Source organism: Acidovorax sp. Leaf160 (genome assembly GCF_001424265.1).
Classification (GTDB): domain Bacteria; phylum Pseudomonadota; class Gammaproteobacteria; order Burkholderiales; family Burkholderiaceae_C; genus Paracidovorax.
Genome location: NZ_LMOV01000002.1, coordinates 49,448 through 63,963 on the forward strand (window position 1 = coordinate 49,448; position 14,516 = coordinate 63,963).

General features: G+C 67.7%; 14 protein-coding genes and 1 tRNA gene. 12 read left to right on the forward strand and 3 right to left on the reverse strand.

The window, feature by feature from the left end; translation table 11 throughout:
• Window positions 1-32 precede the first annotated feature (32 nt).
• Complete coding sequence (gene msbA / locus ASF94_RS02245; protein ID WP_056660958.1) at window positions 33-1,820, reverse strand: lipid A export permease/ATP-binding protein MsbA; 1,788 nt, start codon at window positions 1,818-1,820, stop codon at window positions 33-35.
• 130 nt (window positions 1,821-1,950) lie between these two features.
• Between msbA and tolB the strand changes: the two genes are divergently transcribed.
• The 6 genes from tolB to ASF94_RS21035 all read left to right on the forward strand — a co-directional run bounded on the left by tolB (window position 1,951) and on the right by ASF94_RS21035 (window position 5,917).
• A complete protein-coding gene (gene tolB, locus ASF94_RS02250) occupies window positions 1,951-3,273 on the forward strand; it encodes a Tol-Pal system beta propeller repeat protein TolB (RefSeq protein WP_056660961.1) in 1,323 nt (440 codons plus the stop codon).
• A gap of 48 nt (window positions 3,274-3,321) precedes the next feature.
• Window positions 3,322-3,867 (forward strand): peptidoglycan-associated lipoprotein Pal, encoded by a 546-nt coding sequence (pal, locus tag ASF94_RS02255; protein WP_056660965.1) that lies wholly within the window; start codon window positions 3,322-3,324, stop codon window positions 3,865-3,867.
• 14 nt (window positions 3,868-3,881) lie between these two features.
• Window positions 3,882-4,643: a tol-pal system protein YbgF gene (gene ybgF / locus ASF94_RS02260; RefSeq protein WP_200932998.1), complete on the forward strand. Its 762-nt coding sequence runs from the start codon at window positions 3,882-3,884 to the stop codon at window positions 4,641-4,643.
• A gap of 17 nt (window positions 4,644-4,660) precedes the next feature.
• Window positions 4,661-5,476, forward strand: coding sequence for a ThiF family adenylyltransferase (locus ASF94_RS02265; RefSeq protein ID WP_056661371.1), 816 nt, complete (start codon window positions 4,661-4,663; stop codon window positions 5,474-5,476).
• Between the two features lie 33 nt (window positions 5,477-5,509).
• A tRNA-Lys gene (locus tag ASF94_RS02270) sits at window positions 5,510-5,585 on the forward strand.
• Window positions 5,558-5,917 (forward strand): hypothetical protein, encoded by a 360-nt coding sequence (locus ASF94_RS21035; protein ID WP_156382391.1) that lies wholly within the window; start codon window positions 5,558-5,560, stop codon window positions 5,915-5,917. The genes ASF94_RS02270 and ASF94_RS21035 overlap by 28 nt, the downstream gene beginning before the upstream one ends.
• Before the next feature lie 148 nt (window positions 5,918-6,065).
• Here the strand turns inward: ASF94_RS21035 and ASF94_RS02280 are convergent, their stop codons facing one another.
• The gene (locus ASF94_RS02280; RefSeq protein ID WP_056660974.1) at window positions 6,066-6,263 is read right to left on the reverse strand and encodes a hypothetical protein; all 198 of its coding nucleotides are present in this window, start codon (window positions 6,261-6,263) and stop codon (window positions 6,066-6,068) included.
• A 376-nt stretch (window positions 6,264-6,639) separates the two neighbouring features.
• Between ASF94_RS02280 and ASF94_RS02285 the strand changes: the two genes are divergently transcribed.
• The 3 genes from ASF94_RS02285 (at window position 6,640) to ASF94_RS02295 (ending at window position 8,387) form a co-directional block, all read left to right on the forward strand.
• Window positions 6,640-6,897, forward strand: coding sequence for a ParD-like family protein (locus ASF94_RS02285; protein ID WP_056660977.1), 258 nt, complete (start codon window positions 6,640-6,642; stop codon window positions 6,895-6,897).
• Window positions 6,897-7,673: a type I methionyl aminopeptidase gene (gene map / locus ASF94_RS02290; RefSeq protein WP_056660980.1), complete on the forward strand. Its 777-nt coding sequence runs from the start codon at window positions 6,897-6,899 to the stop codon at window positions 7,671-7,673. Before ASF94_RS02285 ends, map begins: the two co-directional genes overlap by 1 nt.
• A gap of 222 nt (window positions 7,674-7,895) precedes the next feature.
• On the forward strand, window positions 7,896-8,387 hold the full coding sequence (locus ASF94_RS02295; protein WP_056661374.1) for a thioesterase family protein: 492 nt from the start codon (window positions 7,896-7,898) through the stop codon (window positions 8,385-8,387).
• A gap of 111 nt (window positions 8,388-8,498) precedes the next feature.
• On the opposite strand, the gene ASF94_RS02300 is transcribed toward ASF94_RS02295, so the two are convergent.
• Window positions 8,499-10,526, reverse strand: coding sequence for a gamma-glutamyltransferase family protein (locus ASF94_RS02300; RefSeq protein ID WP_082492932.1), 2,028 nt, complete (start codon window positions 10,524-10,526; stop codon window positions 8,499-8,501).
• A gap of 255 nt (window positions 10,527-10,781) precedes the next feature.
• On the opposite strand from ASF94_RS02300, the gene pncB reads away from it, so the two are divergent.
• The 3 genes from pncB to ASF94_RS02315 are packed head-to-tail and all read left to right on the forward strand — an operon-like array spanning window position 10,782 to window position 14,477.
• Window positions 10,782-12,002 carry a nicotinate phosphoribosyltransferase gene (gene pncB, locus ASF94_RS02305; protein ID WP_056660983.1) on the forward strand — a complete coding sequence of 407 codons (1,221 nt, stop codon included), beginning with the start codon at window positions 10,782-10,784 and terminating at the stop codon, window positions 12,000-12,002.
• Window positions 11,999-13,462, forward strand: coding sequence for a sodium:proton antiporter (locus ASF94_RS02310; RefSeq protein ID WP_056660986.1), 1,464 nt, complete (start codon window positions 11,999-12,001; stop codon window positions 13,460-13,462). Before pncB ends, ASF94_RS02310 begins: the two co-directional genes overlap by 4 nt.
• A gap of 28 nt (window positions 13,463-13,490) precedes the next feature.
• Complete coding sequence (locus tag ASF94_RS02315; RefSeq protein WP_056660989.1) at window positions 13,491-14,477, forward strand: D-glycerate dehydrogenase; 987 nt, start codon at window positions 13,491-13,493, stop codon at window positions 14,475-14,477.
• Window positions 14,478-14,516: the final 39 nt, after the last annotated feature.

Genomic DNA, 14,516 nt, shown 5'->3' on the forward strand with positions numbered 1-14,516 from the left:
GCGCCCTTGCCCCGGCCTGGGGCTCAGGCGGTTCAGGGCGTGTTGTGCCGTGACTGAAGCCGCGCGTAGAGCCCGCCCGTCGCCATCAGCTCGTCGTGGGAGCCTTGCTCGGCGATCCGGCCCCGCTCCATGACCACCACGCGGTCCGCGTGCTCGATGGTGGAGAGCCGGTGCGCGATCACCAGGGTCGTGCGGCCGCGCATCAGGCGCTGCAGGGCTTCCTGCACCAGGCGCTCCGATTCGGTGTCGAGCGCCGAGGTGGCTTCGTCCAGGATCAGGATGGGCGCGTCCTTGTAGAGCGCGCGTGCGATGGCCAGGCGCTGGCGCTGGCCGCCGGAGAGCTGCGTGGCGTTGTGCCCCACGAGCGTGTGAATCCCTTGCGGCAACGCCGAGACATGCTCGGCCAGATTGGCTGCGGCAAGGCAGGCCTGCACCCGGGCTTCGTCGATCTGGCCACCCAGCGCCACGTTGGCGGCCACGGTGTCGTTGAACATCACCACGTCCTGGCTGACCATGGCGAACTGGCTGCGCAGGGACTCCAGGTCCCATTGCGGCACCGGCACGCCATCGACCAGCACCTCGCCCGCCGTGGGCGCGATGAAGCGGGGCAGCAGGTTGACCAGGGTGGTCTTGCCCGCGCCCGATGGACCGACCAGGGCGACGATCTCGCCAGGCCGGATGTCCAGCGTCACGCGGTCGAGCGCCTGGGCATGGTCGGTGCCGAACGACACGGCCACGTCGCGCAGTGCGATGGCGCCGCTCGCGCGCTGCGCGCGGTGCGCGCCCCCGGTCTCGGCGGGCGAGCTTTCCAGCAGGGCCAGGCCGCGTTCCAGCGCCGCCACGCCGCGCGTGATGGGGTTGGCGACGTCCGCCAGCCGGCGGATGGGCGCGATCAGCATCAGCATGGCGGCGATGAACGAGGCGAAGCCGCCCACCGTGACGTCGCGCGTGCCGGCCGCCTGGGCCTGCCAGAGCGCGATGCAGATCACCGCCGACAGGGCGCCGGCCGCCAGCAGCTGGGTCAGCGGCGTCATGGCCGCCGAAGCGATGGTGGACTTGATGGCCAGCCCGCGCAGGCTCTGGCTCAACTGATGGAAGCGGCCGGCCTGCCCGGCCTGTGCGCCGTGCAGCCGCACCATGCGGTGCGCCAGCACGTTCTCTTCCACCACGTAGGCCAGATCGTCGGTGGCCTGCTGGCTGCTCTTGGTGAGCTTGTAGAGCCTGCGCGACAGGGTCTTCATGATCCACGCCACGCCCGGCACCAGCACGGCCACGATCAGGGTCAGCTGCCAGTTCAGGTAGATGAGATAGCCCAGCAGTGCGATCAGGGTGAAGCCGTCGCGCGACAGGCCCATCAGCGCCTGCACCAGCGACAGGAAGCCGGTCTGCACCTCGTACACCACGGTGTTGGATAGCGCGCTGGCCGACTGCCGGCCGAAAAGGCTCATGTCGGCAGCCAGCAGCCGGTCGAACAGCGCCTGGCGCAGCTTGAGCATGCCCTCGTTGGCGATGCGGGCCAGCGCGTATTGCCCGCAGAACTGCGCGAGTCCGCGGATCAGGAACACGCCCATGATGGTCACGGGCACCATCCACAACTGCAGCGTGCCCTCGGTGAACCCCTGGTCCAGCAGGGGTTTGAGCAGGGCCGGAATGAGCGGTTCGGTGATCGCGCCGACCAGCGTGGCGGCGATGGCGATGGCCCACAACATGCGCTGGTTGGCGAAGTAGGGATAGAGCCGTTTCAGCCGCGTGAACAGGGGCAGCGTCGTGGTTTTCCCGGTTGACTGGTCCTGCGTGGCGCTATGATTCGAAGGTTGCATGAGAGACGGATTCTAAGTTTTCAGCCTTGGCAGGTTGCACAGATTGTCACAGGCATCTGCAGGCGATGTGTAACATGGCTGGCTCTCCTGCCGGCACCCGCACGGTTACCCGATCGTTGACCCATCACCAATGACTACTGACCGAACCCCTTCTTCCCTCTCTCCTCTGGCGGCGCTGCCGCACATCTCCCGACGGCATGCGGTCGCTGCCCTCGCGGCATCTTCGGCGGTGCCGGCTCTGGCGCAGTTCCGGGTGGAAATCAAGGGTGTGGGCCTGACGCAGCGCCCCATTGCCATCGTCCCGTTCCGTGGCGAGGCGCAAGCCCCCCAGAAGATCTCGGCCATCGTGCAGGCCGACCTGGAGCGCAGCGGTGAGTTCCTCGGCATCGACGCGTCCGGCGTCGCGCTGGACGAATCCACCCGTCCGGATTTAGCGCAGTGGCGCGAGAAGAAGGCCGATTCGCTGGCCTCCGGCAGCATCACACGGCTGGGCGATGGGCGCTACGACATCCGTTTCCGCCTCTGGGATCTGGTCAACGGCCAGGACCTGGGCGGGCAGAGCTTCGTCGTCACCGAAGGCGACCTGCGGCTGGTCGCGCACCGGATCGCCGACTACATCTACCAGAAACTCACGGGTGAGCGGGGCATCTTTTCCACCCGCATCGCCTACGTCACCAAGGCCGGTACGCGCTTCAGCCTGTGGGTGGCCGACGCCGATGGCGAGAATGCCCAGTCGGCGCTCTCCAGCCCCGAGCCCATCATCTCGCCGGCCTGGTCGCCCACGGGCGGCCAGCTGGCCTACGTCTCGTTCGAGTCGCGCAAGCCCGTGGTGTACGTGCATGACGTATCCAGCGGCCGCCGCAGGCTGATCGCCAACTTCCGCGGCTCCAACAGCGCGCCCGCCTGGTCGCCCGACGGGCGCACCCTGGCCGTGACGCTCAGCCGTGACGGCGGCTCGCAGCTGTATCTGATCGACGCGGCGGGCGGCGAGCCCCGGCGGCTGATGCAGAGCAGCGGCATCGACACGGAGCCCACCTTCTCCAGCGATGGCCGCAGCATCTACTTCGTGAGCGACCGCGGCGGTGCACCGCAGATCTACCGCGTGCCGGCTTCGGGCGGCAATGCAGAGCGGGTGACGTTCACCGGCTCCTACAACATCTCTCCTGCCGTCAGCGCGGATGGCCAGTGGTTGGCCTACATCTCCCGCATAGGCGGCGCCTTCAAATTGCAGGTCATGGATCTCAAGTCTGGCAGCGTGACGGCTGTGACCGACACCTCTGCGGACGAGAACCCCAGTTTCGCGCCCAACAGCAAGCTGATCGTGTATGCGAGCCAGCAGCAGGGCCGGGAAGCCTTGATGACCACCACGCTGGACGGTCGCATCAAGGCGCGCCTGGCCGGCAAGAGCGGCGACATTCGGGAACCCGACTGGGGCCCGTTCCAGAAGCAGTGATTTTTGGTTAGTTTTTATTTGAAGCATCAGCCCGACAGGAGAAATTGAATGATGAATGCCAAGCTCAAACGCGTGTCCCTCGCCCTCGCCATCACCGCTTTGATGGCGGGTTGCAGCTCTGGCGTCAAGCTGGAAGACGCACCGGTCGAAGACCGCGGCGCAACTTCCACGCCCGGCAACGGCGGCACCACCGGCAATCCCAACATCAGCGGTGTGGCTCCTGTCAACCTCGATGGCTCTGCCCGTGACGGCGCAGGCCCCGTCGGCGTGGCCCGTATCGTGTACTTCGACTACGACAGCTACGTCATCAAGGGCGAATTCCAGTCGGTGCTCGACGCGCACGCACGCTTCATCAAGGCATCGCCCAACCGCAAGGTCATGATCGAAGGCCACACCGACGACCGCGGCGGCCGTGAATACAACCTGGCGCTGGGCCAGAAGCGTGCCGAGGCCGTGCGCCGCGCGCTGGGCCTGCTGGGCGTGCCGGACAGCCAGATGGAAGCCGTGAGCTTCGGCAAGGAAAAGCCTGCCGTGCAGGGCAGCACCGAAGACGCGCACGCGCAGAACCGCCGCGCTGAACTGTCCTACCGTTGATGGCTGCGCAGCGCATGAGCACCCGTTTCGGTGCGCTGGCTGCGCTGGCAGCTGCGATGTGGCTGGCGGCAGCGCCCGTCAGCCACGCCGCGCTGTTCGAGGACGACGAGGCACGCCGCGCCATCCTTGAGCTGCGCCAGCGCGTGGACGTTTTGCAGCAGGGCGGGCAGCGCGCAGGCGACGAAACTTCGCAGATGCGCCGCAGCCTGCTGGAACTGCAGACCCAGATCGAAACCCTGCGTTCCGAGCAGGCCAGCCTGCGGGGCCAGAACGAGCAACTGCTGCGCGACGTGGCCGACCTGCAGCGCCGGCAAAAGGAGATCGCCCAGGGCGTGGACGAGCGCCTGCGGCAGGTCGAGCCTGCCAAGGTGACCGTGGATGGCCGTGAGTTCCAGGCAGATCCGGCCGAGAAGCGCGACTTCGACGCGGCGCTCGCGGTCTTCCGCACCGGCAAGTTTGCCGATGCCGTGCCGCTCTTCACCAACTTCCTGCGCCAGTACCCTTCGGGCGGCTATGCACCGTCTGCGCGCTTCTGGCTGGGCAACGCCCAGTACGCCACGCGCGACTACAAGGAAGCGATCAACAACTTCAAGGCCCTGCTCGCGGTCGCTCCCGATCACGCCCGCGCACCTGAAGCCGCACTGTCCATCGCCAACTGCCAGGTCGAGCTGAAGGACACCCGCGCCGCCCGCAAGACGCTGGAAGACCTGATCAAGGCCTATCCGCAATCCGAAGCCGCCACGGCGGCCAAGGAACGCCTGGCGCGGCTGAAGTGACCCTTCCGGAGGCTGCGCTGCTCCCGGCCTCTCCCGCGTCCCTGGTGGATGCTGGGGGCGCCGACGCCGAGCGCCGATTCGGTGGACTGGCCAGGCTGTACGGCGTGGAAGGCGCTGCGCGCATTCGCGCCGCGCACGTGGTCGTGGTCGGCGTGGGCGGCGTGGGCTCCTGGACCGCCGAGGCCCTGGCCCGCAGCGGCGTCGCCCGGCTGACGCTGGTGGACATGGACCATGTCGCCGAGTCCAACATCAACCGCCAGATCCACGCGCTCAGCACGACGGTGGGCCAGTCCAAGATCGACGCGATGCGCGAGCGCATCGCGCTCATCCACCCGGGCTGCCAGGTGGACGTGATCGACGATTTCGTGTCGCCCGACAACTGCGACGCCTTATTGCCGCCATGCTGCGACGCGTTGGTGGACGCCTGTGACGACGTCAAGGCCAAGACCGCCATGGCGGCCTGGGCCATGACGCGTCGCGGCCTGCCATTCGTCAGCGTCGGCGCGGCGGGCGGCAAGCGACTGGCGCACCTCGTCGACATCGACGACCTGTCCAAGACCACGCACGACCCCTTGCTCGCGCAATTGCGCTATCGCCTCCGCAAGCAGCATGGCGCCGCGCGCGAGGGCAAGAAAATCGGCGTGGCCTGCGTTTTCAGCCGCGAAGCCGTCGCGCCGCCGCATCCCACATGCGAGGTCACCGCGGGGGATGGCAGCCTCAACTGCCACGGTTACGGCTCGGTGGTGGCCGTCACCGCCACTTTCGGCCAGTGTGCCGCTGGGTGGGTGCTGGATGCGTTGGCAAAGCCGGCGGCCGCCAAAAGCAAGCTATAATCCAGGGCTTTGCTGCAATGCAAGTTGCCGCAAGGGACGTTAGCTCAGTTGGTAGAGCAGCGGACTTTTAATCCGTTTGTCGTGGGTTCGACCCCCGCACGTCCCACCAATCTGAAAAAGCCGCTTTCAAGCGGCTTTTTTCTTGCCTGTTGGGCGGTGATCTTTGCCAGCCAACGCAACGGCGTTCCGCAACGGCTTCGTCGCCAGATGAGTTCTAGAAACGAGGCCGCCGTGACACCACCCTACGACCGCTCCAAGCTGTTCGCCACCTACCAACGGGCAGCCGCAGACGCAGCGCACAAGCAGTCGCTGGTCAAGGCCGCCGGCTCAAAGGGGCCGAAGGCGATTCAGGCAGCGCTCGAAACCTCAGCGAAAGCGGTCAAGCGGCGGGACTCGTATGCACAGAAGCTGGCCGATTTGGGCGTGAGCGTGGAGGGGTGAGGCTGGTCAGCTGTGTCCAGCGCCTTGCTGTGACCGCTTGCCCATGGGAACAGGAGCTATGTGCGGGCCTCAGACACCAGAAAGCCCGCATCGGCGGGCAAAAGCCAACCTGCACGCGGCCGGCTTCGTGGCATGGGAGAGAAGAGGGTCAGCCGTTCCCGGACCGGTCGCCGACCGGATCGTCCAGCTCGTCCTCTGCTTCGTCCAACGCGGGCGGGTGAGGCTTGGCGTGCACTTGGGCGTAGGGGTGTTGCTGGGCAACCGGGGGACGCTTGCTCTGCTGCCCTGGCACGGGGGCCTGCTGGTGGTCGATCTGTTGCTGCTTCGTTGGCTGGCTCGGAATCATCGCGGTCTCCTGTAGTCGGGCACGGTGCCCAGGGCCATTCGCCGGCAACCGGCTGGCGCAGGTCGTCGGGCTGGGCCGCTGTGTCTGGTAGGACGTGCTCCCAAGGGTGCCGGCGGTAGCGCAGGCCAGCACTGCGGGTCCGGCAGGCGCGGGGACTGCCCGGTTCTCGACAAGCACGGCTGCCGGGTACTCCCTCTGATCCGCTAGCGATTCGAGTTTGCGCAGCGCCCGATCACTCAGTGCCGAGCTGTACGGCGCTCAAGCGCAGCACGCTGCATCACGGTACACGCCCGCACCGTTGGCCCACTTGGCATCCGCGAGCGCGCGTCACCGAGAATATATACAATTCGTATATGTTTCATATAAGTCGTGTGTGATGGGTATCGTCAAAATTTCCGATGCGATGCATGACAACCTGCGTGTCGCAGGGGCGGCTCTCAGCCGGTCGATCAATGCGCAGGCGGAGCACTGGATGCGGGTCGGCATGCTGGCCGAACTGCATCCGGAACTCGACCACCGGGAGATCTGCCGGTTGCTGGTGCGTGCCGAACTGGCCGGTGGGCTGGACATTACTGCGGCTGTGGCGAAAGGCGGCGCGGGCCAGCCGAAGCTGCCGCAGATCGGCAAGCACTGATGGGCGACGGAATCTCTCTCCGGTCGGCCGATGAACTCGTCATGGCGCGGCGCGCTGCGGCCTTGGCGGCCGACGTGCTGTCCATGGTCGAGCGCCACGTGGTTCCGGGCGTGAGCACCGAAGCCCTCGACCGGCTCTGCCATGACTACATCGTCGATGTGCTGGGCGCCATACCCGCCAACGTCGGCTACAGCGGCTATCCCAAGACCATCCTGACATCGGTGAATCAGGTGGTGTGCCACGGAATCCCCTCGGCCGAAAAAATCCTGAAGAAAGGCGACATCGTCAACATCGACGTCGCAGTCAACAAGGATGGCTGGTTCGGGGATACCAGCCGGATGTTCTTCGTGGGTACGCCCAGCGTGTTGGCGCGGCGACTGGTGAACGCGACGTATGAGGCGATGGTCGCGGGCATACGGCAGGTCAGGCCGGGCGCGCGTCTGGGCGATATCGGGCATGCGATCCAGTCGGTGGCGCAGCGGGAGCGGTTCAGCGTGGTGCGGGAGTACTGCGGTCACGGCATCGGCAGGGTCTATCACGACGAGCCGCAGGTGCTGCACTACGGCCAGCCGGGCACGGGGCTGAAGCTGGAGGCCGGGATGGTGTTCACCATCGAACCGATGCTCAATGCGGGCCGGCGCGAAACCAGGAAGCTGGCCGACGGCTGGACGGTGGTGACCAAGGACCGGTCGCTTTCGGCGCAGTGGGAGCACATGGTGGCGGTCACGCCGGACGGCTATGAAGTGCTGACCGCATGGCCGGGTGGCACGGGCTAATACCCGGCGGTGTAGCACCCGCTGCTGGCCGCCGAGCGGCGGTGCGCGCCGGCTCGCGTTGCCTTGCGCGCGGGCCGTGCCGGCTCGATCACCCGTGGCGACACCCCGATCTCGACAAGGCACGCGCCAGCCCCGAAACTCGTCGGTACATCAACCGGCGCCGTGACTTCAGTGCGCCATGCGGAGAACGTTGTGACGACTGCAAGCAAAGACGTGAAGATGATGGCGGGACCCTCCGGCGCTGCGCCAGCGCAAGGGTCTGATTCCCCTCCACGGCCCAGACCGCTGGCGCGCGCCGACTACCCGGTCTTCCACACCATCACCACCCGCTGGGCGGACAACGATGCGTATGGCCATGTGAACAACGTCGTCTACTACAGCTGGTTCGACACCGCGGTGAATGCCTACCTGATCCGTCAAGGAGCGCTCGACATCCACCATGGCGAGACCATCGGCCTCGTCATCGAAACCCAGTGCAATTACTTCGCGCCGCTGGCTTTCCCTCAGACCGTGGAGGCGGGGATTCGTGTGGCCCGCATGGGCACCAGCAGCGTGCGGTACGAAGTGGGCCTGTTCGCCGAGGGCGCGGAGCAGACGGCCGCCTGCGGCCATTTCGTGCATGTCTATGTCGGGCGGGACGACCGCCGGCCGAAGGCGCTGCCAGAGGCTTTGCAGGCCGCCCTGGCCCCGCTGCTGGTGCGCGGCAGCCACTAACGACTAGGCCCGCCGCCGCCAGCCTGCCGCCATCGGCCGTGCAGGGCCGACGGTGGTGCAAGCAGAAGCACCCGGACTGGCCTGATCGGCTGCCAGCCCGGGGCTCCAGCCTCAGGGCTGGAAGGTGTCGCCCAGCACCACGCCTTCGCGGCGTGGGTCGGCGCCGCCCTGCAGCACGCTGGCGCCGTTGCGCTGCACGCGCATGATGGTGCTGGTGCCGCTCGATTGGGCGGACGTGGACACGGTGTGGCCCAGCGCGCGCAGACCGGTGACCAGCGGATCGTTCGCGCCGCCGTTGGCCGTGTCGACGTTGGGGTGCTCGCCACCGACCGACGTGGTGGCGCTGTTGCTGGCGCCGAAGTCGATCAGCGAGGTGGCCTGCTGCGCGTCCAGACCCCAGTCGAGCGCGCCGACGACCGTCTTCACCACGTACTGGATGATCGTGCCGCCGCCTGGCGAGCCCGTGCCCATGACGAAGTCACCCATGCCGCCATCGGCCGCCTTCTTGAACACCAGCGTGGGCGCCATCGAGCTGCGCGGCCGCTTGCCCGGCTCCACCCGGTTGGCGACCGGTGCGCCGGTGCTGTCCGTGGGCGTGGCCGAGAAGTCGGTCAACTGGTTGTTCAGCACGAAGCCCTGGGTCATGTGGAACGAGCCCAGGCTCGCTTCCACGGTGGTCGTCATGACCACCACGTTGCCCTGGCGGTCGACGATGGTGAAGTGCGTGGTGCCCTTCTCGTCGATCAGGCTGACGCCCTGGGGATTGGTGCCGAGCACGCCGGCCGTGGCCGTGCCCATGCTGCGGCTCGGGCTGATCAGGTCGGCGCGGCTGCGCAGGTACGGCTTGTTCAGCATCGTGTTCCACGTGCCGCCGGGCAGCGGCACGAAGTCCGTGTCGGCAACGTACTTGTCGCGGTCCGCATACGCCAGGCGCTCGGCTTCGCTGATCAGGTGCACGCCCATCACCGTGGGCTTGCCGCCTTCGAGGTCGATGGCGGTGGGCTTCTGCGCGGCGAGGTCGAAATTCTCCAGAATTCCCAGCGCCGAGGCCACGGCGATGCCGCCGGACGAGGGTGGCGACATGCCGCAGACCCAGTAGTCGCGGTAGGTCGTGCAGACGGGATCGCGGCGCTTGGCCTGGTAGTTGGCCAGGTCGCTCAGTTCCGTCAGGCCCGGGGTGATGGTCACGGCCGGATTGCCGCCGCTGGTGACCTTGATCTTGTCCACGATGCCCTGCGCCACCGGCCCGGTGTAGAACGCATTGGCACCGCCGTTCGCGAGGGTGGTCAGCGTGGTGGCATAGGCCGGGTTGCGGATGACCGTGCCCAGCGGCTTGGGGCTGCCGTCCGCGTTCAGGAAGTAGGCCGCCGCCTCGGCGTCGCGCGCCAGGCTGCTGGCCGACCCCGAGATGGCGCCGGCCATGCGGCCGCTGATCGGAAAGCCGTCCGTCGCCAGCTTCACGGCGCTGGGGAAGAGATCCTTCCACGCCAGCTTGCCGTGGTCGCGCTGCGCCATCTCCAGCATGCGCACGGCACCCGGCGTGCCGATCGAGCGGCCGCTGGCACGCGCGCCGCCGGGCTGCGGCTGGGTGCGGTCGGTGTCGCTCACCCAGCGCAGATAGTTCTGCGTGGCGGCTGCCGGTGCGGTTTCGCGGCCGTCATAGGCCTGCACCTTGCGCGTCGCCGCGTCGTAATGAAGCATGAATGCACCGCCGCCCAGGCCGGACGATTGCGGCTCCACCAGGCCCAGCACCATCTGCACGGCGACAGCGGCGTCAGCCGCCGTGCCGCCTTGCTTCAACACGTCGCAGCCCGCGCGCGACGCCAGCGGGTTGGCGGTCGACACCATGTAGTTCTTGGCATAGACGGCCGTCTTGCCGACGCGGTAGCCCGATGCGGGTTCCGGCGCGGCCGGGTCGCCCGGCAGGCCCGATCCCACGACGACCGAGCCGCCGCCGCTCACCGCCGTGCAGGCCGACGCCTCGGCCACCGGATCGCTGCCGCTGTCGTTGCTGCTGCTGCCGCCGCATGCGGACAGCAGCAGCAGGCAGGCCGTCAGCGTGGCGGACAGGCGCCACACGGAGTGCGTGCCATCGCCCTGGAGCGATGGCGTGGAAAGGGGCAGGGTGCGAGCGGCCATGGGCAGGTGCCTTTGCTTTCTTTGGAGGGGGGAAATAGGGAATGCGGGAACGTGCCGTCGTCTCACCGGCGCTTGCAGCTTAACCCTCGCCGGCGCCGGCGCAAGTGACGCACACCGCGCAGGGACTCACGCAATTTGCGTGCTCGCGGCGCATAAGTCCTTGGCCCGAAAGGCTTGGTGCCACAATGGCACCAGAGAGACAAGCCTGCACGGGCACCCTTGCCAGATTCGCGCTTTCCGCAGCGCGGAGTTCACATGATCATCACCAGCCTGCTCGACACCGACCTGTACAAGTTCACCATGATGCAGGTGGTGCTGCATCAGTTTCCCGGAGCGCAGGTGGAATACCGCTTCAAGTGCCGCAACCCTGGCGTGGCGCTGGCGCCTTATGCGAGCGAGATCCGCGATGAGATCCGCTCGCTGTGCAGCCTGCGGTTCCAGGACGCGGAGCTGGCCTACCTCCGCTCGCTGCGCTTCATCAAGAGCGACTTCGTCGACTTCCTGGCGCTGTTCCGGCTGAACGAAAAGTACATCTCCGTCACGGCGCAGCCCTCGGGCGAACTGGAGATCACCATTGCCGGGCCGTGGCTGCACACCATCCTGTTCGAGATTCCGGTGCTGGCCATCGTCAACGAGGTCTACTTCCGCAACACGCAGAAGGTGCCCGACTTCCCCGAAGGCCGGCGACGGCTCGACACCAAGATCGCGCAGCTGCAGGGGGAGGGTCTGGCGGAGCTCAAGATCGCCGACTACGGCACCCGGCGGCGCTTCAGCCGCGCGTGGCACGAAGAAGTGCTGCGGGTGCTGTGCGCGCGGCTGGGCACCGGCGACCGGCGGCCCGACCGCGCGGCAGGCCCCGGGCAGTTTGCGGGCACCAGCAACGTGCTCTATGCGATGAAGCTGGGCCTGACCCCGCTGGGCACCATGGCGCACGAGTACCTGCAGGCCTGCCAGGCGCTGGGCCCGCGCCTGCGGGACAGCCAGATCTACGGCTTCGAGATGTGGGCCCGTGAATACCGGGGCGACCTGGGCATCGCACTGTCCGATGTATACGGCATGAATGCCTTCCTGCGCGATTTCGATCTCTACTTCTGCAAGCTCTTCGATGGCGCCCGCCACGACAGCGGCGACCCGTTCGCCTGGGGCGAGCGCCTGCTGGACCACTACCGCAAGAACCGGGTGGACCCGCTCACCAAGACGCTCATCTTCAGCGACGCACTCACCGTGCCGCGCACCATCGCGCTCTACCGGCAGTTCAAGGGCCGTTGCCAGCTGGCCTTCGGCATCGGCACCAACCTCACCAACGACCTGGGCGACGCGCCCGTGCACGTGCCGCTGCAGATCGTCATCAAGATGACGCGCTGCAACGGCCAGCCGGTCGCCAAGCTGTCGGACACGCCGGGCAAGGGCATGTGCGACGACGAGGCCTATCTCGCCTACCTGCGGCAAGTGTTCGAGATTCCCGCCAACGCATGACCGGAGGGCGGCTGCACCTTCAGGCATTGCGGCTCGCGCTCGTAGCAGCGTGCGCGCTGCCCGCCGCGGCCAGCGCGGCTCAGCTGGACGGCGCCACCCTATCGACGGCCTGGGGTGTGCCGTTCGCCGGCCTGCTGCTGTCCATCGCCTTGCTGCCGCTGCTGGCGCCCGCGTTCTGGCACCGCCACTTCGGCAAGGTCACGGCGGCTTGGGCACTGGCCTTCCTGCTGCCGTTCGCCACCCGCTTCGGCCCGGGCGCGGCGGCAGCCGGTGTGATGCATGCGCTGCTGGCGGAGTACCTGCCGTTCGTGATTCTGCTCACCGCGCTCTACACCGTGGCGGGCGGCATCCACATCCGGGCCGACCTGCGCGGCACGCCGGCCGTCAACACCGCGCTGCTGGCCGTCGGCGCGGCCCTGGCAAGCGTGATGGGGACGACCGGCGCGTCGATGCTGCTCATCCGCCCGCTGCTGCGCGCCAACGCGCACCGCACGCACCGGGCGCATGTGGTGGTGTTCTTCATCTTCATCGTCTCCAACGCCGGTGGCGCGCTCACGCCGCTGGGCGATCCGCCGCTCTTCCTCGGGTTTCTCAAGGGGGTCGACTTTTTCTGGACCGTGACGCACATCGGTCCGCAGACGCTCTGGCTGGTCGGCATGCTGCTGGTGGTGTTCCATGCGCTCGACGCCTGGCAACTGCGGCGCGATCCTGCCGCCATGACGGCACCGGCACCGGCACCGGCACCGGCGCCGGCGTCTGCAGGCGCCACGCCGCGACGCGTGCGCATCGGCTTCGACGGGCGGATCAACTTCGTGCTGCTGGCGCTTGCCGTGTCGCTGGTGCTGACGAGCGGCGTGTGGAAGAGCCCGCTCGCCTGGAACGTGGCCGGAACCACCGTCGGTCTGCCCGGCCTGGTGCGTGACGTGGGCCTGGTCGGGGTCACGCTGCTCTCGCTCGCCCTGACGCCGCGCGGCGTGCATGCCGCCAACCAGTTCAGCTGGGCGCCGATGCAGGAGGTGGCCAAGCTCTTCGCCGGCATCTTCGTCACCATCGTGCCGGTCATCGCCATGCTGCAGGCGGGCGCGGCCGGGCCGTTCGGCGCCGTCCTCGCGGCGGTCACCCGGCCCGATGGCCTGCCCGATACGGCAGCCTACTTCTGGGCGACGGGGCTGCTCAGCTCGTTCCTGGACAACGCACCCACCTATCTGGTGTTCTTCAACACGGCCGGGGCTGACCCGGTGGCGCTGATGACCGTCATGGCACCCACGCTGGCGGCGATCTCGGCCGGCGCGGTGTTCATGGGCGCCAATACCTACATCGGCAACGCGCCCAACCTCATGGTCAAGGCCATCGCCGAGGACCGTGGTGTGAAGATGCCGAGCTTCTTCGGCTACATGCTGTGGTCGTTCGGCATCCTCGTGCCGCTCTTCGTCGCCATGACCTTCGTCTGGTTCCGCTGACTACCCACCCCAAGGACTTGTTCATCCCATGACCCCACCCCGCATCCTCGTCGCCCGCAACATCTTTCCCGAAGTGGTGGAGCGCCTGTCGCAGCACTTCGATGTCGAGTCCAATCCCGAGGACATCATCTGGACGCCGGCCGAGCTGGCCGAGCGCGTGAAAGACAAGGACGGCGTGCTGACCACCGGCAGCCAGCGCGTGGACGCCGCGCTGCTGGCCGCGGCGCCACGGCTGCGCATCGTCGCCAACATGGCGGTGGGCTACAACAACTTCGACGTGGATGCGATGACCGCCGCCGGCGTGCAGGGCACCAACACGCCCGACGTGCTGACCGAGACCACGGCCGACTTCGGCTTCGCGTTGCTGATGGCCACGGCCCGCCGGGTGACCGAGAGCGAGCACTATCTGCGCGCCGGGAAATGGAACCGCTGGAGCTACGACATGTTTGCCGGCAGCGACGTGCACGGCAGCACGCTGGGCATCCTGGGCATGGGCCGCATCGGCCAGGGCATCGCCCGGCGCGGGGCGCACGGCTTCGGCATGAACGTGATCTATCACAACCGTTCGCGCCTGTCGCCCGAGCTGGAAGCGGAGTGCAAGGCCCGCTACGTCAGCAAGGAAGAGCTGCTGCGCACCGCCGACCACCTGGTGCTGGTGCTGCCCTACACGCCCGAGTCGCACCATGCCATCGGCGCCGCCGAGATCGCGCAGATGAAGTCCACCGCCAACCTGATCAACATCGCGCGGGGCGGCATCGTGGACGATGCGGCCCTGGCCCAGGCCTTGAAGGACAAGCGCATCGCCGCCGCCGGACTGGACGTGTTCGAGGGCGAGCCCAAGGTGCACCCCGCGCTGCTGGAGGTGCCCAACGTCGTGCTGACGCCGCACATCGCCAGCGCCACCGTGCCCACGCGCCTGGCGATGGCCAACCTGGCGGCGGACAACCTCATCGCTTTCTTCGATGGGCGCGGCGCCCTGACGCCCGTGAACCGGCCTGCACCGAAGCGGGCTTGACGCGGTTTTTTGAGTCAAATCATGCGCCGGCGCTTGATG